At 69.2% G+C, this 21746-nt stretch carries 17 protein-coding genes; 8 read left to right on the top strand and 9 right to left on the bottom strand.

All coding sequences use genetic code 11. The annotated features are described in order from the left end of the window. Positions 1 to 56: 56 nt before the first annotated feature. Positions 57 to 1835, bottom strand: a complete 1779-nt coding sequence (locus ACG00X_RS14790) for a DUF885 domain-containing protein (RefSeq protein WP_394488956.1) — start codon at positions 1833 to 1835, stop codon at positions 57 to 59. A 197-nt stretch (positions 1836 to 2032) separates the two neighbouring features. On the opposite strand from ACG00X_RS14790, the gene mfd reads away from it, so the two are divergent. Genes mfd through serB form a run of 3 tightly spaced genes read left to right on the top strand, consistent with a single transcriptional unit; the run spans position 2033 to position 6857 of the window. Beyond that, positions 2033 to 5500, top strand: a complete 3468-nt coding sequence (gene mfd / locus ACG00X_RS14785) for a transcription-repair coupling factor (protein ID WP_394488955.1) — start codon at positions 2033 to 2035, stop codon at positions 5498 to 5500. Between the two features lie 58 nt (positions 5501 to 5558). Then, positions 5559 to 6098, top strand: a complete 540-nt coding sequence (locus ACG00X_RS14780) for a PEP-CTERM sorting domain-containing protein (protein WP_394488954.1) — start codon at positions 5559 to 5561, stop codon at positions 6096 to 6098. 48 nt (positions 6099 to 6146) lie between these two features. Continuing rightward, entirely contained in the window at positions 6147 to 6857 is a 711-nt protein-coding gene (serB, locus tag ACG00X_RS14775) for a phosphoserine phosphatase SerB (protein WP_394488953.1), read from the top strand. A 24-nt stretch (positions 6858 to 6881) separates the two neighbouring features. Here the strand turns inward: serB and ACG00X_RS14770 are convergent, their stop codons facing one another. The 8 genes from ACG00X_RS14770 to ACG00X_RS14735 all read right to left on the bottom strand — a co-directional run bounded on the left by ACG00X_RS14770 (position 6882) and on the right by ACG00X_RS14735 (position 15827). Further along, positions 6882 to 7634: a PEP-CTERM sorting domain-containing protein gene (locus tag ACG00X_RS14770; protein ID WP_394488952.1), complete on the bottom strand. Its 753-nt coding sequence runs from the start codon at positions 7632 to 7634 to the stop codon at positions 6882 to 6884. A gap of 17 nt (positions 7635 to 7651) precedes the next feature. Continuing rightward, positions 7652 to 9994, bottom strand: coding sequence for a pectate lyase family protein (locus ACG00X_RS14765; protein WP_394488951.1), 2343 nt, complete (start codon positions 9992 to 9994; stop codon positions 7652 to 7654). 403 nt (positions 9995 to 10397) lie between these two features. After that, complete coding sequence (locus ACG00X_RS14760; protein WP_394488950.1) at positions 10398 to 10613, bottom strand: RNA-binding S4 domain-containing protein; 216 nt, start codon at positions 10611 to 10613, stop codon at positions 10398 to 10400. After that, positions 10606 to 12402, bottom strand: coding sequence for a thiamine pyrophosphate-binding protein (locus ACG00X_RS14755; RefSeq protein WP_394488949.1), 1797 nt, complete (start codon positions 12400 to 12402; stop codon positions 10606 to 10608). Before ACG00X_RS14755 ends, ACG00X_RS14760 begins: the two co-directional genes overlap by 8 nt. 100 nt (positions 12403 to 12502) lie before the next feature. Next, the gene (locus ACG00X_RS14750; protein WP_394488948.1) at positions 12503 to 13627 is read right to left on the bottom strand and encodes an AI-2E family transporter; all 1125 of its coding nucleotides are present in this window, start codon (positions 13625 to 13627) and stop codon (positions 12503 to 12505) included. Positions 13628 to 13681: 54 nt separating this feature from the next. Beyond that, entirely contained in the window at positions 13682 to 13882 is a 201-nt protein-coding gene (locus tag ACG00X_RS14745) for a hypothetical protein (RefSeq protein ID WP_394488947.1), read from the bottom strand. Between the two features lie 96 nt (positions 13883 to 13978). Further along, entirely contained in the window at positions 13979 to 14281 is a 303-nt protein-coding gene (locus tag ACG00X_RS14740) for a hypothetical protein (protein WP_394488946.1), read from the bottom strand. A gap of 286 nt (positions 14282 to 14567) precedes the next feature. After that, positions 14568 to 15827, bottom strand: a complete 1260-nt coding sequence (locus ACG00X_RS14735) for an MFS transporter (RefSeq protein ID WP_394488945.1) — start codon at positions 15825 to 15827, stop codon at positions 14568 to 14570. Positions 15828 to 15896: 69 nt separating this feature from the next. Here ACG00X_RS14735 and ACG00X_RS14730 point away from each other — a divergent pair, with 69 nt between their 5' ends. The 5 genes from ACG00X_RS14730 (at position 15897) to ACG00X_RS14710 (ending at position 21704) form a co-directional block, all read left to right on the top strand. Further along, positions 15897 to 16706, top strand: coding sequence for an AraC family transcriptional regulator (locus tag ACG00X_RS14730; RefSeq protein WP_394488944.1), 810 nt, complete (start codon positions 15897 to 15899; stop codon positions 16704 to 16706). A gap of 126 nt (positions 16707 to 16832) precedes the next feature. After that, a complete protein-coding gene (locus tag ACG00X_RS14725; protein WP_394488943.1) occupies positions 16833 to 17771 on the top strand; it encodes a hypothetical protein in 939 nt (312 codons plus the stop codon). An 83-nt stretch (positions 17772 to 17854) separates the two neighbouring features. Continuing rightward, on the top strand, positions 17855 to 18967 hold the full coding sequence (nadA, locus tag ACG00X_RS14720) for a quinolinate synthase NadA (protein WP_394488942.1): 1113 nt from the start codon (positions 17855 to 17857) through the stop codon (positions 18965 to 18967). A gap of 72 nt (positions 18968 to 19039) precedes the next feature. Next, positions 19040 to 19336: a late competence development ComFB family protein gene (locus ACG00X_RS14715; RefSeq protein WP_394488941.1), complete on the top strand. Its 297-nt coding sequence runs from the start codon at positions 19040 to 19042 to the stop codon at positions 19334 to 19336. Positions 19337 to 19454: 118 nt separating this feature from the next. After that, positions 19455 to 21704 (top strand): TonB-dependent receptor domain-containing protein, encoded by a 2250-nt coding sequence (locus ACG00X_RS14710; RefSeq protein WP_394488940.1) that lies wholly within the window; start codon positions 19455 to 19457, stop codon positions 21702 to 21704. The last annotated feature ends 42 nt before the right edge of the window (positions 21705 to 21746 follow it).

Raw genomic sequence — 21746 nt, 5'->3', positions numbered from 1 at the left:
CACATAGAACCAAGCCCGCCCGCCGCCGGCGGAATTCCGCCGCGCGTGTGGCGGTATCAACCGCCCTTGCGTTCGCTCACCCAGCTCTGCACCAGCTCCCGCAGCACGGGCAGCGGCACCTGCCCGGCCGTCAGCACGACGCGGTGAAAGCCCTTCACGTCGAACCGGTCGCCCAGCGCCACCTCGGCCTCGCGGCGCAGCTTGGTGATCTCCAACTGGCCGATCTTGTAGCCCAGCGCCTGGCCGGGCCAGACGATGTAGCGCTCGACCTCCGAGACCACGTCGCTCTCCACCATGGACGAGTTGTCCAGCATGTAGCGGATGGCCTGCTCGCGCGTCCAGCCCTTGGCGTGCAGGCCGGTGTCCACCACCAGGCGCATGGCGCGCAGCTGCTCGTCCGACAGCCGCCCGTACCACTGGTAGGGGTCGGTGAAGAGGCCCAGCTCCTTGCCGATGCTCTCGGCATACAGCGCCCAGCCTTCGACATAGGCCGTGTAGTGGCTGCCGAAGCGGCGGAAGGCCGGCAGTGTCGTGTCCTCCTGCGCGATGGAGATCTGGAAGTGATGGCCGGGCGAGGCCTCATGCAGCGACAGCGTCTCCATGCCGTAGATGGGCTGGGCCTTCAGGTTGAAGGTGTTCACATAGAACACGCCGGGCCGCGAGCCGTCGGCCGAGGGCTCCTCGTAGGACGCGCCGGCAGCGCTCTCGGCGCGGAAGGCCTCGACCTCCTTGACCTGGTAGTCAGCCTTGGGATGGATGTCGAAGAGCTTGGGCGTCAGGCCGTTGATCTTCTTCTGCAGCGTGCGGTAGCCGGCCAGCAGGTCCTCGGCCTGCGTGAAGTAGAACTTGGGGTCGTCCTGCAGGTACTTGAAGAAGGCCTTCAGGTCACCCTCGAAGCCGACCTGGCGCCGCACGCCCTCCATCTCGCCGAGGATGCGCTGCACTTCCTTGCGGCCCAGCGCGTGGATCTCGTCGGCCGTCAGCTTCAGCGTCGTGGACTGCTGAACCCGGTAGGCGTACCAGGCCTTGCCGTCGGGCAGCGCCGACCACGCCGTGCTCGCGCGGGCCTTGGGCAGGTAGTCGTCGCGCACAAATGCCAGCAGCCGCGCGTAGGCCGGCAGCACCCGCGTGGACAGCAACTCGCGCATGGCTGCCGTGATGCGTTCGCGGTCAGCGGCCGGCACGGCCTCCGGGAAGGCCTTGATCGGCTCCCAGAACAGGCTCTTCTCAGGATCACTCACGGCCAGCGCCTGCAGCTGCGGCAGCACCTTGTCCATGACGGCGCGGGGCTGGGTCACGCCGGCCTTCATCCCGGCACGCATATTGGCGATGGTGCCGTCGAAGCTGGGCACGGCCAGCGCCAGGCGCTTGAGCCAGTCGTCGTAGTCCTTGGTGCTGCGAAACGGCTGGATGGACTGTCCGCTGCCCATCTGCGCAAGGAAGCTGGGCATGCCGCCGATCTGGCTGATGGGCTGCATCCAGTCGGGAAAGCGCTGGCCGGCGAGGTCCTGCTCCAGGTCCAGTTTCAGCATGCTGTAGGACACGCGGTCTTTGGCCGAGAGCCTGGCCTTGTCGAAACCCGCCAGCTCCTTGAGCTGCTGCTGCAGCTCACGGCGGGTCTGCGCGCGGTGAGCTGCCGTGGTGTCATCGACATAGCGGTCGTTGTAGCGCGGGTCGCCCAGCGACGTGGCCAGGATGGGCTGGCGCTGCAAGGTGAGCTCCCACTGGGCGCCCAGCCACTGATGGAAGCGTTCGCCCTCGCTGGGTGCGGCCCGCGCGGGCAGGCTCAGGGCCAGGGATGTGGCAAGCAGGCTCAGGGCGTGGCGACGGCGCATGAAATCTCCGGTGTGACGAGTCGAGATGCTAGCCATACCCCTGACCATCGGCCAAAGGCCATGGCGTCCCTAAAATTCACGTGCTCGTTAACGCCACGACCGCCGGCCGCCCACCCAGCGAGCCGCCGAGAGCCGAAAGGCCGCGTGGCGCACAGGCCCCCGCCCCGTTTCGGGGCTGTTGTCGTTTGTAGGTCCTCATGACGCTGTCCTCGCTGCCGGTGGTTCAACCCGGCAAGAAGTTCACCCACCCCCGCCCGCTGGGTTCGGCCGACGCCCTGCTGCTCGCCCGCTTCGTGCAGCAGCAGCGCGACGCCGGGCGCCTCGCGGCCGTGTTCACCGCCGAGCCGGGCGACACGCAGCGGCTGGAGGACGAGCTGAAGTTCTTCGCGCCGGAGCTCAAGGTCGCCGTGTTCCCGGACTGGGAGACCCTGCCCTACGACAGCTTCAGCCCCCACCAGGACCTGATCTCCGAGCGGCTGGCCACGTTGTGGGAGCTGCTGCAGAGCAAGAAGACGAAAAGCATCGACGTCGTGCTGATGCCCGCTTCCACCGCGCTGGCCCGCCTGGCACCGCCCAGCTTCCTGGCCGGCACGACCTTCAATTTCAAGCAGAAGCAGCGTCTCGACGAAGCCTCGCTGCGCAGCCAGCTCACGCTGGCCGGCTACACCAACGTCAGCCAGGTCGTGCAGCCGGGCGAGTACGCGGTGCGCGGCGGCCTCATCGACCTGTTCCCGATGGGCTCCACCGTGCCCTACCGCGTGGACTTGTTCGGCGACGAGGTGGACTCCATCCGCGTGTTCGACCCCGACAGCCAGCGCAGCCTCTACCCCGTGCCCGACGTGCGCCTGCTGCCCGGCCGCGAGTTCCCGATGGACGAGGCGGCGCGCAAGGCCTTCCGCAACCGCTGGCGCGAGAAGATGGACGGCGACCCGACCAAATCGCGCCTCTACCGCGACATCGGCGAGGGCATCGCGTCGGGCGGCATCGAGTACTACCTGCCGATCTTCTTCGAGCAGACAGCGACCGTGTTCGACTACCTGGGCGCCGAGGCGGGCCTCGCGCTGCACGGCGAGGTGGATGAGGCCATCCAGCGCTTCTGGACGGACACCAAGGAACGCCACCGCTTCCTGCAGCACGACCCCGAGCGGCCGCTGCTGCCGCCGCAAGACATCTTCCTGACGGCCGAGGACTTCTTCGGCCTGGCCAAGCCACACGCCGTGCTGTCCGTGCGCGGCGCCGAGCCCGTCGACTTTGCGCGGCCGCTGCCCGACGTCAGCGTCGAGCGCGGCACGCAGGAGCCCATGGCGCGGCTGGAGGCGCACCTGAAGAGCACGCCGCACCGCGTGCTGCTGGTGGCCGAAAGCGAGGGCCGGCGCGAGAGCCTGCTGGAGCAGCTGCGCGACAGCAAGATCGACCCGCCGTCGGTGAAGGACCTGGCCGAGTTCTGGGCGGGTGACGAGAAATACGCGATCACGGCGGCGCCGCTGGCCGCGGGCTTCTTCTGGGTCGACACAGAACGCCCGGTCCAACTCATCACCGAGACCGAGCTGTTCGCGACGACGCCCACCACGCGCCGCCGCCGCAAGCAGGAGCAGGTCAGCGACGTCAACGCGCTGATCAAGGACCTGTCAGAGCTGAAGGTGGGCGACCCCGTCGTGCACATCAACCACGGCATCGGGCGCTACTGCGGCCTGGTCAACATCGACGTGGGCGACGGCCAGAAGAGCGAGTTCCTGCACCTGGAATACGCCGACAAGGCGACGCTGTACGTGCCCGTGTCGCAGCTGCACCTGATCGGCCGCTACACCGGCGTGAGCCCGGAAGAAGCCCCGCTGCACAAGCTGGGTAGCGGCCAGTGGGAAAAGGCCAAGCGCAAGGCCGCCGAGCAGGTGCGCGATACGGCCGCCGAGCTGCTGAACCTCTACGCCCGCCGCGCCGCCCGCGAGGGCCACGCCTTCCGCTACTCGGGCCACGACTACGAAGCCTTCGCAGCGAGCTTCGGCTTCGAGGAAACGCCCGACCAGCGCGCCGCCATCCACGCGGTCATCCAGGACATGATTTCGCCCAAGCCCATGGACCGCCTCGTCTGCGGCGACGTGGGCTTCGGCAAGACCGAGGTGGCGCTGCGTGCCGCCTTCGTCGCGGTCATGGGCGGCAAGCAGGTGGCCATCCTGGCGCCCACCACGCTGTTGGCCGAGCAGCACTACCAGAACATCGCCGACCGCTTCGGCGCCTGGCCGGTCAAGGTGGCGGAGATGAGCCGCTTCCGCTCGGCCAAGGAGATCAAGGCGGCGATGGAAGGCATCGCCGACGGCACCATCGACATCGTCGTCGGCACGCACAAGCTGCTGTCGTCTGACGTGAAGTTCAACCGGCTGGGCCTCTTGGTCATCGACGAGGAACACCGCTTCGGTGTGCGCCACAAGGAGGCCATGAAGGCCATGCGCGCCGAGGTCGACGTGCTGACGCTGACGGCCACGCCCATCCCGCGGACTCTCGGCATGGCGCTGGAGGGCCTGCGCGACCTGTCGGTCATCGCCACCGCGCCGCAGCGCCGGCTGGCCATCAAGACCTTTGTGCGCGCCGAGAGCAGCGGCACCATCCGCGAGGCGGTGCTGCGCGAGCTCAAGCGCGGCGGCCAGGTCTACTTCCTGCACAACGAAGTCGAGACCATCGAGAACCGGCGCCAGAAGCTCGAGGAGCTGGTGCCCGAGGCGCGCATCGTCATCGCCCACGGCCAGATGCCGGAGCGCGAGCTGGAGCGCGTCATGCGCGAGTTCGTGCAGGGCAAGCACAACCTGCTGCTGTGCTCCACCATCATCGAGACCGGCATCGACGTGCCGAGCGCCAACACCATCATCATCAGCCGCGCCGACAAGTTCGGCCTGGCCCAGCTGCACCAGCTGCGCGGCCGCGTGGGCCGCTCCCACCACCAGGCCTATGCCTACCTGATGGTGCCGGACCTGCAAGGCCTGACCAAGCAGGCCACGCAGCGGCTGGACGCCATCCAGGCGATGGAAGAACTGGGCTCGGGCTTCTACCTCGCCATGCACGACCTGGAGATCCGCGGCGCCGGCGAGGTGCTGGGCGACAACCAGAGCGGCAACATGATGGAAGTGGGCTTCCAGCTCTACAACGACATGCTGAGCGAGGCCGTGCGCGCGCTCAAGTCGGGCCGCGAGCCCGACCTCCTCTCGCCCACCGGCGCGTTCTCCACCAACACCGAGATCAACCTGCACGCCCCGGCCCTGCTGCCCGACGCCTACTGCGGCGACGTGCAGGTGCGGCTCTCGCTCTACAAGCGGCTGGCCACGGCGGACAAGCCCGAGCAGATCGACGCGATGCTGGAGGAAATCACCGACCGCTTCGGCAAGCTGCCCACGCAGGGCCAGACGCTGTTCGACCTGCACCGGCTGCGCGTGCTGGCCAAGCCCTACGGCGTCATCAAGGTGGATGCGGCGCCCAGCATCATCAACCTCAACTTCCGCCCCAACCCGCCCATCGACCCGATGCGCGTCATCGAGCTGGTGCAGAAGAACCGCAACATCAAGCTGGTGGGCAACGAGAAGCTGCGCATCGAGAAGCAGCTCTCCAGCCCGCAAGACCGCGCCCAGGCCGTGCGCGAGGTGCTGCGGTTGCTGGGGCAGCCGGTCAAGGCAAGCTAGGGAGGGCCAGCGGCGGACGGGTTGCCTAGACTGACCATCCGTTGACCGGGAGACCCTGATGAAGAAGCTGGCTTTCGTTGTTGCCGCACTGCTGCCTGTGGTGGCCCATGCCGACAGCCTGCTCGGCACGACGGTGGATGTGCACTACGACTACGTCGGCAGCTCGGCCCGGCACACGCTGGACAGCGTCGTGGTCGGCAGCGGCATCGAAATCACCTGCCCGGGCCCTGCGCAGATCTGTGACACGCTGAGCGCCGGCACGCAGACGGTCGACATCGGCGACAACGGCATCCGCTATCAATACACAGGCGGCGGCGCCGGGTTCGACGACATCACGACGAACGCCTTCACCTTCGCCGCGCTGTACGGCAGCGGCACCAAGATCACCGGCGTGACGCTGGTCGGCACCACCATCGCCGGCTTCAACGCATCGCGCCTGAGCTTCACCGATCACAGCGTGACGGTGAACATGAACGGCGTGGGGCTGGCCAACGGCGCGAGCTTCGAACTCGGCATCCTGACCGCCGTCCCCGAACCCGCCAGCGCCGCGCTGCTGCTGGGTGGGCTGGGCCTGCTGGCGCTGCGCCGCCGCCATTGAGCCGCGCGGGATAATCCGGGCCTTCGCCGGCCCCGATTTCCCGACCCCGTGACCTCCACCGACACCCAAGGCCTCGTCCTGCGCGACGGCCCCGCCCTGCCCCCGCTGTCGCACTTCAAGCTCGCTGCGTTCGACATGGACTCGACGCTGATCGGCATCGAGTGCATCGACGAGATCGCCGCGCTGGCGGGCAAGGGCCAGGAAGTCGCCGCCATCACCGAGGCCGCGATGCGTGGCGAGATCACCGATTTCCGCGACAGCCTGCGCCGCCGCCTGGCCATCCTGGCCGGCGTGCCCGCCACCGTGCTGGACCGCGTGCTGGCCGAGCGCCTCACGTTCAACCCCGGCGCGCGCGAGCTGTGCGCGGTGCTGAAGGCGGCCGGGCTGAAGCTGGTGCTCGTGTCGGGCGGCTTCACGTTCTTCGCGCGGTTTGTGGCCGCCGAGCTGGGCATGGACTTCGTGCGCAGCAACGAGCTGGAGATCGAAGGCGGCGCGCTGACCGGCCGCGTCGTCATGCAGGACTGGGGCGACATCTGCGACGGCGAGCAGAAGCGCCTGATGTTGCTGGCGTGCTGCGAACGCGTCGGCTGCCGGCCCGAGCAGGCGATGGCCGTTGGCGACGGCGCCAACGACCTGCCGATGATGGGCGCCGCCGGCCTGTCGGTGGCCTACCACGCCAAGCCCAAGGTGCGCGAGCAGGCACGCATCGCCATCAACGCAGGCGGCCTGGACCGGCTGCTCGAACTGCTGGCGCACTGACACGGCAAGGCCAGCGGCGCGGCTTCAATCGCGCCGGCGCCGCCGCGCCACGCCCCCGATGACGGCCATGCCCGCCAGCATCAGCGCATAGCTGCCGGGCTCGGGCACCGGCGCCGCCACGGACAGCACGAGGTTGTCCAGCGACACGCCGTAGTAGCCGTCGCGGTTGGTCAGCGAAAAGCCGGCGACGTCTGCCGTCGCACCGCTGCGCGAGAAGCCGAAAAAGCCATCGGTGCGGCCGCTCAGGTCGACACTCTGGATCAGGCTGCCGTCAAGGCGGTAGAGGCTCAGCGTGATCGCACCGCCGTCGGCGTCGCGCAGCTGGAAGCCCAGCGCCGACACCGGCGACGCGAACCGCGCCGAGATGGCGCCGAAGCCGTCGGCAGCGCCGGCCAGCGGCCCCGCGCCGAACAGCGCCACGCCATTGGCGTCGCCGTAGTCGTAGGCGCCGAGGTTGGCGCCGGCGGCGCCGGCCAGCAGCGTCAGGCCTGCGGCGGGGCTGCCGTGGCTGAGGTCGTCGAACCAGTCTTGCTGCGTGGTGGAGCCCAGCCGCGGCGCCTTGGCCACGGCCAGTTCCTGGCCCAAGAAACGCTCGCCGAACTGCACGCCGCCGCTGCTCAGCAGGCCGTCGAGGGTGGCGCCGTCGGTCAGCTCCGAGAACGTGATGGCCGTACCGCTGATCGAGCCGTAAGCCACTTCATTGACGGCGTCTGCCTGGGCCGCCCCCATGGCGAGGCCCGCCAGCAGCGCGGCCAGGGCTTGTCGTTCGAATTTCATCGCTGCGCTTCCTTCCCTCATCGGCCACCGCCGACGATGCTGACGTTGTCGAAATCGGCCGTCACGACCGCGCTGTTGCTGCCCGACGAAAGCGCCAAGCCCACGTAGAGGCTGCTGGCCGTGACACTGACGTTGGTCTTCTCGGCCCAGGTCACACCATCGGCGGACGCGGCCGAATACAGCGCGTTGCCACGCCGCTGCACGCGCACCCAGACCGGCGGCGTCGACGTCGAGAAGCCGCTCAGCGCTGCCTTGTTGTTGGCGTTGATGGCGGCCCGGATCTCGCCGCTGGACGCGTAGCGCGCCGTCCATGCGTAGACCGGTGTGCCGGTCAACGCGTCCGCCGCGAGGACGCCAGCACGGGCCGAGTCGGCGCTGCCGCCCTGCGCGAGCACACGGGCCGTGAACGTGAAGTCGCCGGTCAGCAGCGTGTACTTGAAGTTGAACGCGTAAGGGCTGCCGGTGTTGACGACACCGGCGCCGCTCATCGTGTAGGTGCCCGTGGCCTGGGCGTAGCTGGCGGCGGGCACGTTGGCCGTGACGACGCTGCTGAGCACGGCTTCGCCACTGCCGGTGGCGCAGGGCAGCGTCACGGTGCAGGCGGTGCCGGGCGTGGGCGCTGGCGTCGGGGCCGGCGTGGGCGCGGGGGTTGGAGCCGGCGTGGGTGCCGGCGTGGGCGCCGGCGTCGGGCTGGGCGTGGGCGAGCTGGGCAGCGGCGACGGCACCGGGCCGGACGTCGCGTAACTGCCCAGCCGGCCGGCGCCGGCGGCGGCCTGCACGGCGGTGCGCACCACGTCGGCGCTGCGCAGCGTGTAGGCGTATGGCGGCACCCAGTTCTGCGCGACAGGCACGCCCTCGCAGCCCTGCAGCGAGATGTCGATGACGGCCGTCATCGCCTTGCCGTCATCGCCCTTGTCGCTGATGAAGCGGTGGCCGCTGCTGCGCATCGAGATCGCGTCCTTGCCGCCCGCCAACTTGCCGCAGACCTCCTTGGGCTTGAGGCCCGTGAACTCGTAGAAGTTGCTCTCGTTGAGGACGTCGGACTGGTAGCGCGCATCCAGGCCGGAGCCGAACTTCAGGTCGTCGTCGCTGGTCGTCGTGCTGCCGGTGATGAGGTTGTTATACATGTGCAGCTGGCCGAAGCGCACCAGCGGCAGCCGGCTGCCGGGGAAGTTCCACCAGTTGCCGGTCAGCGTCACGTGCAGGCGGCCGGCGTCGCTCCAGGCGCGGCCGGCGTCGCCATTGCCGACCAGCGTGGTCTTGTGATGCTTGCTGAACACGCTGTTGGAGATCGTCACGTAGTCGCTGCCGCGCACCACGTCCAGCGCGCCGTCGTGGCGGGTGTCGCTGGCCAGCGAGTCAGGCGTGTCGCCGTCGCTGATGGTCACGTGGTCGATCCAGATCTGCTGGCCGCGCGTGACGGTCAGGCCGTCCATGTAGGCGTTGCCGCTGTCCTCGGGGTTCACGTCCCAGGGCGTGTCGATCTGCAGGTTGCGCAGGATGATGTTGCGCGTCCAGGTCGGGTAGAGCTCGGGGTCCTTGCCGGCGGCGACCCACTTCTTGAAGTCGGCCTCCGGGTCTCCGCCCGCGGCCTGCGCGGCTTCGAGGCCGATGAGGATCTGCGTGCCGGTGATGCGCGCCGGCCGGCCGTTGCTGTCGTTGATGCCCACCAGCGTGGTGTTGGACGGAATGGAGAACGAGCCGCCGTTCTTCTGGTCCAGGAAGCCCGTGTACTCCTCGAACACCGTGTTGTTGTCGCGCCAGCGGAAGTCGATGTGGCCGACGATGCGGATGATCTTGGGTTCGTTCTTCGCCTCGCGCAGCGCGGCCAACAGCTGCTCCTTGTTGAACACCGTGTAGACGCGGTTGGCCGCGGCCGACGAGCCGCCGGTGACCAGCACCTTGCCCTTGCGCGACTGGCCGTGCCAGCCGATGTCCGGCGCCGTCTCGCGCTCGAAGGTCAGCACGCCGTGGGTGGGGTCGACGGTCGCGAACTGCCAGCCCGGCAGGCGCGGCGCCGCGCGGTAGTTGCTGGGGTTGTGCAGCCCGCTGATGGTGGCCGGCGCGGCGTAGCTGCGCGTGCCGACGTCGAAGAGCAGCGGCGCGCTCGTGTCGGTCAGCGTGACGGCGTCGATGGCCGGCGTGGGCGCGGGCGCGATGGGCTTGGGATCACGCGCGGCCAGCGGCCTGGCGGTGGCAGCCGGCGTCGCGCCGTTCGCGGCCAGGGCCGTGGCGGTGGTGCTGCTGCTGGACGGCGTCGTCACCGACGCGACAGGGCTGCCCTGGCCGCCACCGCAGGCCAGCAGGCCGAGCGAGATGGACGAAGCCAGCAGGCCCCGGTTGGGCATGCGTGAAATCATGAGAGCGTCTCCTGCGCGCGCCCTCGCTGGCTGCGGGACGCGCTGATCGTTGTGCGTGAGCGCCCCGTGGTCGTGGCGCGGGAGAGGCAGGCGCAGGCCCACCCCGCACCTGGCCCGTCAGGGGTCAGGCGCGCAGCGCGTCATCGGTCGGGGAACGGAGAACTCGGCAGCAGGCCGAGGGGGGCTGGCAGCACGCGCGGCACCGGCTCGCACGGACGTCAGGCGACGGAAGCGGGCACAGCAGGCGCACCGCGCTGCCACCGCTGTCGAGGCCCGCATGCCCGGCGGCATCCGGCAATTCTTCTCGTTCAGCGAGCAGCTGGAACAGTGTTTCGTTTTCGCTTCAACGGGTCAACGCAGGGCATTCCCTGAAATTGCCAAACTAGGGAAAGGGACTTCCCTGTCAGGCAGGGGCCGTGACGCTGACCTGCTGACCACCGAACTCGACCACCTGGCCGGCGCGGATCTTGGCGGTCTTGCGCAGCTCGACGTTGCCGTCGACCTTCACCTCGCCGGCCGCGATCAGCACGCGCGCCCGGCCGCCGCTTTCGACTAGGCCGGTGGCCTTGAGCAGCTTGTCGAGCTCGATGTAGTCGCCGCGGAGTTGGAGTTCAAGCATGGGTGTTCTTCTTTTGCGCGGCATCACGGATGGCCGTGAGCGTGGTGCGGGAGGTGGAGACGTCGCTGGACAGGCGCAGGTGCAGCAGCGCCGGCTTGCCGCCGGCAATGGCCGCGTCCAGCGCCGGGCCCACCTCGGCGGTGCTCTCGGCCTTGAACGCCGCGAAGCCGAAGGCCTCGGCCAGCCGGGCGAAATCGGGGTTGAAGAGGTCGCTGCCGGACACGCGGCCCGGGTACTCGCGCTCCTGGTGCATGCGGATGGTGCCGTAGGTGCCGTTGTCGACCACGACGACCAGCAGCTTGCTGGCGCCATAGCCGGTGGCCGTGGCCAGCTCCTGGCCGGTCATCAGGAAGTCGCCATCGCCGGCGATGTTGACGACCCAGCGGTCCTCAGCCGGCGCCGGGCCGACCCAAGCCGGCTGATCCCCCTCGGGGGGCAGCCGACGCGAAGCGGTGGCTTGGGGGCGTTGTTGCAGCAGTGAAGCGGCGACCGCTGCCGGCACGCCGTAGCCCATGGCACCCGATGTCGGCGCCAGCTGCGTCTTGCCGAAGCGGTGCAGCGCCGTGTAGCGGTGAAAGCGGTGCAGCCAGCCGCTGTAGTTGCCGGCACCGTTCGTGAAGATCGTGCCTTCGGGCAGCTTGGCGTCGATGAGGCGGATGACCTCGGCCATGTCCAGCGGCGCCACCGGCGTGGGCTGCAGGTTGGCGCGGTAGTCGGCGTTCGCCGCCGCCGTCCAGTCGCGCCAGGGCAGCTCGGCCGGCGGCGGCAGCAGCGCCAGCGCCGGCGCGGCCTGGCTCATGCTCGCGTTGATGAGCAGCTCGGCGGTGTAGACGCGGCCCAGCTCCTCGGCGCCGGCATGGATGTGGATGAGCGCTTGAGCCGGCCGCGGTGCCTGCAGCAGCGTGTAGCCGCCGGTCGTCATCTCGCCCAGGCGCGGGCCGATGGCGAGGATGAGGTCGGCGGCCTTGACCCGCGCGGCCAGCTTGGGATTGATGCCGATCCCCACGTCGCCGGCGTAGTTCGGGTGACTGTTGTCGAACAAGTCCTGAAAGCGGAACGCACAGCCCACCGGCAGCTGCCAGGCTTCGGCGAAGTGCTGCAGCGCCTCCGTGGCCTCGGCCGTCCAGCCGCCGCCGCCGGCGATGACCAGCGGCCGTTTCGCCGCGGCCAGCCGCTCCCGCAGCTCGGCCAGCGCCGCGGGCGTGGGCGCCGCCACTGCGGGCCGTGCGGGCGCGATCACCGGCGCGGCGATGGCCTGCGTCAACATGTCCTCCGGCAGCACCAGCACGACCGGGCCCGGGCGGCCCTGCTGGGCCGTGTGAAAGGCGCGCGCGACGTACTCGGGCAGCCGTTCGGCGTCATGCACCTCGCCCACCCACTTGGCCATGCCCAGCGTCCCGGGGCCGAACATCTGGCGGTAATCCACCTCCTGGAAGGCCTCGCGGTCACGCTGGTCGCTGGCGACCTGGCCGATGAACAGGATCATCGGCGTGCTGTCCTGGAAGGCGGTGTGCAGGCCGATGCTGGCGTTCGTCGCACCCGGGCCGCGGGTCACGAAGCAGATGCCGGGTCGGCCCGTCAGCTTGCCTTGCGCCTCGGCCATGAAAGCCGCGCCGCCTTCCTGCCGGCAGGCGACGAAGCGGATGCGGCTGCGGTACTCGTGGAAGCCGTCGAGCACGGCCAGGAAGGATTCGCCGGGAACGCCGAATGCGGTGTCGACGCCCTGCGCGATCAGCGCCTCCACCAGCGCATGGCCGGCGAGGCGTGAAGAGGTGACGGGTGTGGTCATGGCGGCACTTTAGCCGGCGCCAACCCCGCCCAGCACCGCCGCCAGTCGGCCGGCATGCCGGCTCACCCAGCCGATGAAGCCCCGGCGCGCGGTGGCCGCGCTAGCCTTGATCGCCAGGGGCGGCCTCGTCTGTTGTGACGGCCGCAGGCGCGGCCAGCGCGGCCTGCCGGGCCGTGGCGAACAGGTCCCACACCGCCATGAACATCGCCGCGATGACCGGGCCGATGACGAAGCCGGTGATGCCGAACACGGCCATGCCGCCGATGGTGGAGATCAGCACCAGGTAGTCGGGCATCTGCGTGTCCTTACCGACCAGCAGCGGTCGCAGCACGTTGTCGATCAGCCCGATGACCAGCACGCCGTAGAGGATCAGCACCACGCCCTGCCAGACCGCCCCGGTGACGAGGAAGTAGATCGCCACCGGCAGCCAGATCAGCCCCGCACCGATGGCCGGCAGCAGCGACAGAAAGCCCATCACCACGGCCCACAGCAGCGCGCCCTTGATGCCGAAGAACCAGAACGCCAGGCCACCCAGCGCGCCTTGCGTGGCGGCCACCAGCACGTTGCCCTTCACGGTGGCGCGAATGACGGTGATGAACTTGGCCGCGAGATGGCGCCGATGGTCCGGTGCGAGCGGCACCGAGTCGCGGATGCGGTCGCTCAGCGCAGCGCCGTCGCGCAGCAGGAAGAACGCGAGGTAGAGCATCACGCAAAAGCCCACCACCATGTCCAGCGCGTTCTGCCCGGCGCTGTAGACCTGCGTGGCGATGGCTTCGCTGCCGCGCCCGATGGCCGCGCTGATGCGGGCCTGCAGTTCCTTGAAGTCGGTCAGCCCGAAATGCTGCAGCAGGCTGTGCAGCCAGTCCGGTGACACGGCCACCACCTGCTCGAAGTAGCGCGCGAAATCCGTCTCGCCGGACTGCACGCGCTGGTACAACGCCGCGCCCTCCTTCACCAGCATGCCGGTCAGCAGCGCCAGCGGCAGCACGACGATCAACACGATCAGCGACAGCGTGGCGAGCGCCGACGCCGTGGGCCAGCGCGGCCAGCGCTGACGCAACTGCGCGTAGACCGGGCGGAACACGATGGCGATGACCGCCCCCCAGAACACCGCGCCGCCAAAGGGCAGCAAGATCCAGACAAAGGCGACGCTGACCGCCACCAGCAAGGCCAGGAAGGCGTTGTGCTCAAGGACGGGCGAAGTGACGAAGTTCTTGAATTTCATGCGGCTGTGGGCATCACCCAGGCAAACGATTCAGCGCATGGTAGGGCCAGCCGCTCAGGGTGCTGCGCTGCCGCCGATGCGGAAGAAGCGCTTGGCCTTGGCCGAGAAACCGAACGCCCAGATCCACCAGGTCATCAGCAGCAGCAAGAAAATGAAACGACCGATCGTGCTTGCTTCGCGCCCCGCTTCACCGGTGACGTGGGCTTTATCCGGTTTCAAGACGGGATACAAACCGATGCCGAGCAGCATCAGCACGCCTGTCCATCGCGCCCACCGTCTGCCGCAAAACACGCCCAGCAGTCGAGAGCCTTGTGACCGTATCTCACGGCACAAGAGCGACCCGAGGACGCGCTACCTGCTGACCGACGTGATGAGCCAAAAAAGCACGAGCGGTGCGCCCAGCCCAATGGCGAGGCCAATGGCGATCATTTTTGTATTTCGGCCACTGCGGGCCTTGTCTGCTTGCCCCTTTGTCTCGACGCGGTCCTGGCGAAGCCACAACAGTAGACGAGCCGCCACCAAGACGGCCACCACTGGCTTGGCATAGTCCAACAAGCTGGCCCCATGAACCGCATTGATGGCAAAGACCGCAGCAAGAACAACGCCGCACAGGGCGAGCACGACGACAAGGGCGGCACGAATAACGGAACTCATGGGGTGACCACGTCTATTGCAAGCGAACATTGTCGCCAAACGCGGCACCGCAGAAGTCAAGTCGACAAGGGCGTGTCCAAGTTTTTGTGTAAACCGCTCGGAAGTCAGTTGACGGAGATGCGGTCTCCGAACTGGATGGCAAGGCGAATGAGCGCGACCCATCAAGTCGCCGCATGATGGAAGCGCTACGACCCATCGCGAGCCCAACCGCACCGGCCCGTGCCATGCAGGCGCCCTTGAATGCGACGGCACGGTCAGCCGCGCGGGTGAAACGCGTTGGCGTGGCTCAGCCGGCGGCTGCGGCCAGCGTGCGCCGCCGCGCCAAGCCCAGCCCCACCAGCCCGGCCGACAGGATGCCCATCGTCAGCGCAGCGGCCGACCCGGCGAACACCGCGCGCGGCAGGCCGTGGTCGAGGATGGCGCCGAACACCGGCGCGGCCACGGCGAAGCCGATGTCCAGGCCCGAGTACACCGTGCCATAGACGCGCCCCGTCGCACCGGGGGGCGAGGCGCGCTTGATGAGCAGGTCGCGCGACGGGCCGGCCAGCCCGGTGCCGAAACCGGCCAGCGCCGCGACGGCCGCCGCCAGGCCGCCCGGCAGCCAGCCGGTGGCGGTCAGCAGCAACATGCCGGCAGCAAAGCACATCGCACAGGCGATGGTGCGCTCCAGCCGCTCGGCGCGATTGACCAGGAAGCCGCCGCACACCATGCCCACCGCGCCGGTCAGCATGTAGCCGGTGACGACATAGGCCGTCAGCGCCAGCGGCAGGCCGTAGATCTGCTGCAGCGCCGGGCTGGCAAAGCTCTGGATGGCCGACAGCGCCGCCGTCGTCCAGAAGAAGAACGAGAAGCACAGCCACACCGACGGCAGCTTCAGGAAGGCCATCGGGTGTTCAATCTGGGCACCTGCCGCCGGCTTGGCGTGGCCCCAGGAGCCTTGGCGGTCGTCGATGGCGTCGCGCTGCCAGAACAGCAGCGCCAACACCGCCAGCGCCACCAGCGCCGTGCCCACGTAAGCGAAGCGCCAGTTGCCGGTGGCCGCAGCGATGTTCATCGAGAACACCGGCGCCAGCGCCCAACCCAGGTTGCCGCTGATGCCGTGCACGGAGAACCCGTGCCCCAGCCGGGACGGCGACACGCGCTTGTTCAGGATCGTGAAGTCCGCCGGGTGGAATGGCGCGTTGCCCACGCCGGCCAGCGCCGCCGCCAGCATCAGCCCACCGAAGCCCTGGGCCAGCGCGCCAGCCACCGACGCGAAGAAGAAGCTCGTCATGGCAGCGAACAGCACCGGCCGCGCCCCGAAGCGGTCGACGACGAAGCCCGACAGTGCCTGGCCCACGCCCGAGATGACGAAGAACACCGTCACCAGCAGGCCCAGCTCCGAATAGCTCAGGCCGAACTCGTTGATGAAGGCCGGGAACAGCGGCGGCAGCAACAGGTGAAAGAAGTGCGAGCTGCCGTGGGCAATGCCGATGGTGGAGATGGTCGCGATGTCGCGCTGGCGCTGCTGGCCAGCGTCGATGGAGGATGCAAGAGCGGCATTCATCCCCGCACTCTAGAGAGCAGGACGGCGGCGCAGTTACGATGGTTCGTCAAGTTCTATCGAAATCCAGCCATGTCCGGCCGCCGGAGCTTTCCGTCCTTCTCGCCCGAGCGCTTCGCGCCCACCCCGCAGCGGCCGCTGCGGGCCAAGGCGCGCGTGCTCGAACACCTGGCCGACATCCAGCCGCACCGGCATGACTGGGCGCAGCTGGTCTTCTCGATGACGGGCGCCGTGCGCGTCAACACCGAGGCGTCGACCTACATCGTGCCGCCGTCGCGCGCGGTCTGGATTCCGCCCGGCGTCGTCCACGCCGTCACCGCCATCGAGCAGTGCGACCTGCGCACGCTCTACCTGGGCCCCGAGCTGCTGGCCGGCGAGGCCTGGCAGGTCGGGCGCGTGCTGGAGGTGTCGCCGCTGCTGCGCGAGCTGGTGCTGGCGCTGCCCATCACCCCCGACCCGACGCCGCCGGAAGACCCCGACGACGACGCCCGGCGGCACTGCCTGGAGCAACTCGTGCTGGCCGAGCTGCGGCGCGCCCGGCCGCTGGCGCTGGGCGTGGCCCTGCCGCGCGATGCCCGGCTGCGGCGGCTGTGCGAGGCGATGCTGGAGGAGCCCGGCCGCCACGCCGGCCTGGACGAGTGGGCGCTGGAGGCCGGCGCCAGCCCGCGCACGCTGAGCCGGCTCTTCCGTGAGCAGTTGGGCACGAGCTTTGCGCAGTGGCGCTCGCAGCTGCTGCTGGCGCACGCGCTCACGCTGGCCGCGCGCGGCCGGCCCATGAGCCACATCGCCGCCGAGCTGGGCTACGCCAGCGCAAGCGCCTTTTCGGCCATGGTCACCCGCACGGTCGGCATGCCGCCGAGCCGCTTCTTCGCCGAGGCCTGAGCAGCCCGGTTACGAAGGCTTACGGTGGCGGCGCATCGCCCTTGTCCACCCGGCGCGGCGCGCTCACGTTGAGCAGACAACCATGCGACCATGCGCGGTTTATCCAGCGCAAGAAAGGCCACTGCCATGCAACGACGCCCCCTGCTCCTGTCCCTGGGCACCAGCCTGCTTGCTGGCGTCTCCCTGGCCGCCCATGCCGACGACGACGGCGATTTCGTCATCCTGCACGCCCGCTACGGCACCGACGGCGCCCATGTGGACGTGACCGGCCGCCTGCGTGACCTGGCACGGCGCGACCGCCGCTTCAAGCTGGAGAACGACCTGTTCGGCGTCGACCCCGCGCCCGGCCGCACGAAGACGCTGCGCATCTACGCACGCGACCGCAGCGGCCGCGAGCAGACCTTCGAGTACCGCGAGCACGACTGGATCGACGGCGCGCGCTTCCTCGGCTGGGGCGGCGGCAACTGGGGCGATGGCGGGGAACGCGGCTGGCACGGAGACGGTGGTCGTCGCGATGACGGCCGCAACGACGGCCATGACGACGGCCAGTACACCATCCTCTACGCCACCTACGGCGTGGGCGGGCGCGAGGCCGACGTGACCGACCGGCTGCGCGACCTGGCCCGACGTGACCTGCGCTTTCGCCTGGGCAACGACACCTTCGGCGGCCTGGACCCCGCCCCCGGCCAGACCAAGGTGCTGCGCATCGTGGCGCGCGACTCGCGAGGCCAGCAGCGCACCTTCGAGTACCGCGAATACAGCACGGTGGACGGCAACCAGTTCGTCGGCTGGAGCCGTGGCGACTGGGGCCCGGCACGGCAGGCGGGCGGCCGCCTCACCATCGAACGCGCCGACTACGGCGCCGGCAACCGCCGCATGGATGCAACCCAGGCGCTGCGCGGCCAGGTGCGCGGCGGCCGGCTGGAGGCCGAGGTCAGCAACGGCCTCGTCGGCGGCGACCCGGCCCCGGGCCAGCGCAAGCAGCTCTCCGTGACCTACCGTGTCGACAACGGGCGATCCACGACGCAGCGCGTCATGGAAGGCGACTGGATTCGCCTGCCCTGAGCCCGGCCAAGCCTGCGCCCGAGGGCAAGCGGGTCGGCTCTGCGCGACACTTGCGGCCAGTAACCGGCCCCGCTTTGCCCCCGATGTCCCAGACCCTTTTCGACTACACCCGGCAGGACGCCGCCGGCGCCTGCTCCACCGCGCATGCCTGGGCCAAGGTGCCGGCACCGCTGACGCCGCCCGAGCGCCACGCCCTGGCCGAACGCGCGGCCGCCCTGCTCAAGCAGCACAACGCCGTGCTGGTGGCGCATTACTACGTGGACGGTGCGCTGCAGGACCTGGCCCTGGCCACCGGCGGCATCGTCTCCGATTCGCTGGAGATGGCGCGCTTCGGCCGCGACCATGCGGCCCAGACCCTGGTCGTCGCCGGCGTGCGCTTCATGGGCGAGACGGCCAAGATCCTCAGCCCCGAGAAGCGCGTGCTGATGCCCGACCTGGACGCCACCTGCTCGCTGGACCTGGGCTGCCCGGCCGACGACTTCGCGCGTTTTTGCGACGCCCACCCCGACCGCCAGGTCGTCGTCTACGCCAACACCAGCGCCGCCGTGAAGGCGCGCGCCGACTGGATGGTGACCAGTTCCTGCGCGCTGGAGATCGTGTCCGACCTGCACGCCAAGGGCCAGAAGATCCTGTGGGCGCCCGACCGGCATCTCGGCCGCTACATCCAGGAGCAGACCGGCGCCGACATGCTGCTGTGGAACGGCGCCTGCATCGTGCACGACGAATTCCGCGGGCTGGAGCTGGAAATCCTGCGCGAGCAGCATCCCGGCGCCCTCGTGCTGGTGCACCCGGAGTCGCCCAAGAGCGTCGTCGAGCAGGCCGACGTGGTGGGCTCCACGTCGGCGCTCATCAAGGCCGTCGTCGAGGGCAACGCGCCGGCCTACATCGTGGCCACCGACAACGGCATCCTGCACCGCATGCGCCAGCTGGCGCCGGGCAAGACGCTCATCGAGGCGCCCACGGCCGGCAACAGCGCCACCTGCAAGAGCTGCGCCCACTGCCCGTGGATGGCGATGAACGGCCTGGCCAATCTGGTGGACTGCCTGGAGAGTGGCGAACCGCAGATCCAGGTGGACGAGCCGCTGCGCGTGAAAGCCCAGGCCTGCATCAACCGCATGCTGGACTTCACGGCCGCCCGCCGATCGGCCACCGCAGCGCCGACCTCGGGAATCACCCCGGGCATAGGCGCGGCCTGATCTGGAACAGTCGGGGCTGGCGCCCCAACGCGCCGTCAACGACACCTCGCGTCTTCTTCTCAAAGGCAGACCATGGCCCTCGCCGACTTCAGCTCGCTCTACAACCACCACGAACGCGAAGTGTTCGCCGCCGTGATGGACGCCGCCAAGGATCACCCCGAGATCGCCAACAGCAACGACCTGCTGTGCGACGTGGCCTGCGTGGCGCTCAACCGCCTGCCACCGCGCTACATCCGGCACGAGGTGGACTTCTCCTTCTACCTGACCGAACACGAGCGGCTGGAGATCGACCACGCGATCGCCGAGGCCGTGAATTACGCGTTCAATTTCGTGCAGGCCCGCACGGCGCTGCGCGCACGCAGCGGCTGAAAGCCCGCCGGGCGGCCACACGGCTGCGGCTTGTCACAGCCCTTGCCCGGACGAACTGCAAAGCGACTGTGAAGCGCATGTAAACTCATTGCGAATCATTCTCATTTGCATCTGTTTCGTGCGCTTCGATCACCGCCCCTCGCTCCGACTCCTACCGCTTCTCGCCGCACTCGCCCCGCTGACCGCGCAGGCCGACTCCGATGCCACGGCACGGCCTGCCGCACCGCCCCCGGCTGCCACGTCGGCTGCCGCCCCCGCCGAGTTGCCCACCGTCAGGGTCTACGGCATCAGCAGCATCACGCCGGGCACCACCCGCATCACGCCCGATGAGATCGAGCGCCAACAGGCGCTGACCGTGCAGCAGTTGCTGGACAACCTGCCCGGTGTGGACCTCAACGGCAGCTGGCGCCCGGGCGGACAGAGCCTGAATATCTGGGGCTTTGGCGATGTGGAGGACGTGCGGGTCCAGCTCGACGGCGCCAACAAGGGCTTCGAGAAATATCGCCAGGGCTCCATCTTCATCGAGCCTGAACTCATCAAGCGCATCACGGTCGACAAGGGCGCGCACTCGGTGCGTTATGGCAATGGCGGCTTCGGCGGCACCATCCTGGTGGAAAGCAAGGACGCGTCCGATCTGCTGCGCCCCGGCGAGCGGCTGGGCGGCCTGGTCAAGCTGGGCTACGCGAGCAACGACGGCCAGCGCATCAGCTCCGGCAGCGTCTTCACCCGCGCCGCGCCGGGCTCGGCGGTGGCCTGGGAGTTCCTGGCCGCGCTGACTGCCCGCGATTCCGGCAACCAGACCCGTGCAGACGGCAGCGAGTACGAGTTCTCGGCCAGCCACAGCCGCTCGGGCCTGCTCAAGCTGACGCTGCCGCTGGGCGAGAGCCGGCTGACCCTCTCGCATATCGAGGGCCGCAGCAAGGCATGGTCGCCGTTTGCCGCCAAGCGCGATGAAGTCCCTGCGCCCACGCCGGCCGAGATCGCCCGCTACGGCGAGCGCGAGGCCTGGCTGCGCAAAGTGCTCTGGCGCGACCAGACCGACCGCACCCAGGCCCTGCAATGGCGCTACACGCCCGCCGGCCAACCGTTGCTGGATGTGCAGCTCAAGCTCAGCCAGTCGCTCAGCCAGCAGGACGACTCGCGCCCGGACAGCATCACCAGCGACTTCGCCGCCAGCCTCGGCAAGGAAAGCCACGCCAGCTACCGTGACCGCCAGTTCGAGCTGAGCAATACCGCCAGCTTCGCCACCGCCGCCGTGCAGCACCAGCTGGCCCTGGACGTGCAGGCCCAGCATCACAAGCGCGACACGCTGATGTTCCTGCACACACGCACGGCCGATGCCAGCTACAACTACGGCTGGCTGCAGCCCTACTACATGCCCTCCGGCACGCAGCGCACCGTGTCCGGCTGGCTGGAAGACCGGCTGCAATGGGGCGACTTCAGCCTCACGCCGGGGCTGCGCTATGACCACGTGAGCACCGCAGGCAAGCCCAACTTCGCACCGCGCTACAACGACCCGGCAGCAGGCCACGACTACCGCGAGGTCGAACACGACGGCTGGTCGCAACACCTGTCCCTGGCCTGGCGCGCCACGCCGGAGACCACGCTGTTCGCCGACGCCGGCCGCACCTGGCGGGCGCCGGTGATCGACGAAGTGTTCGAAGTGCAATCGGCCGCCAGCAGCGCACCCGCCACCAGCCGCAGCCTGCGCAAGGAGCGGGTGACCGCCCTGCGCGGCGGGCTCAAGTACGAGCGCGGCAACTGGCTGTCCGCCGGCGACGCCTTCGCCGCCACGCTCACGCTCTTCCGCAACCGCGTGCACGACAACATCCACAAGCGCTTCGGTGTGTTCGTCGAGCCCGGCACTGCGCGGCCGCCCAACATGCCGTTCTATCGCAACCTGCCGGGCTACGAGAGTCAGGGCGTTGAAGTGGAAACACATTACGACGCACGCCGCTACTTCGCCAACGCCTCGCTGGCCTGGATGGAGGGCGAGCACAAGGGCTCCATCCGCGACCCCTGGGCCACCAAGAATCAGCCGCTGATCGACATCGGTGCGCCCAAGGCGGTCCTGGTGGTGGGCGGCAAATGGCCCAGCGCCGGCATCGCGGCGGGCTGGCAGGGCAAATTCGTTGCGGCGCAGACCAAGGTGCCCGACGACGAGGTCGTGCCCTATGCGCTACCCGCCTCCAAGGGCTATGCGCTGCATGGCCTGTTCGCACAGTGGCAGGGCAGCGGCCGCCTGGCCGACACCAAGCTCAACCTCAGCGTGGACAACCTGTTCAACCGCAGCGTGCAGCCCTATCTGGCCGAAGCGGTCTACGCGCCGGGCCGTAACATCAAGCTCACGCTGACCCAGCGGCTGTAGGAAGCCGCACCTCGGAAAACCCGGCCGCGCTCTACGCCTGAG

Source organism: Pelomonas nitida (genome assembly GCF_043555975.1).
Classification (GTDB): domain Bacteria; phylum Pseudomonadota; class Gammaproteobacteria; order Burkholderiales; family Burkholderiaceae_C; genus Pelomonas; species Pelomonas nitida.
The sequence above is the reverse complement of the archived record's forward strand: the minus strand, read 5'-3'. Positions and strand labels throughout refer to the sequence as shown.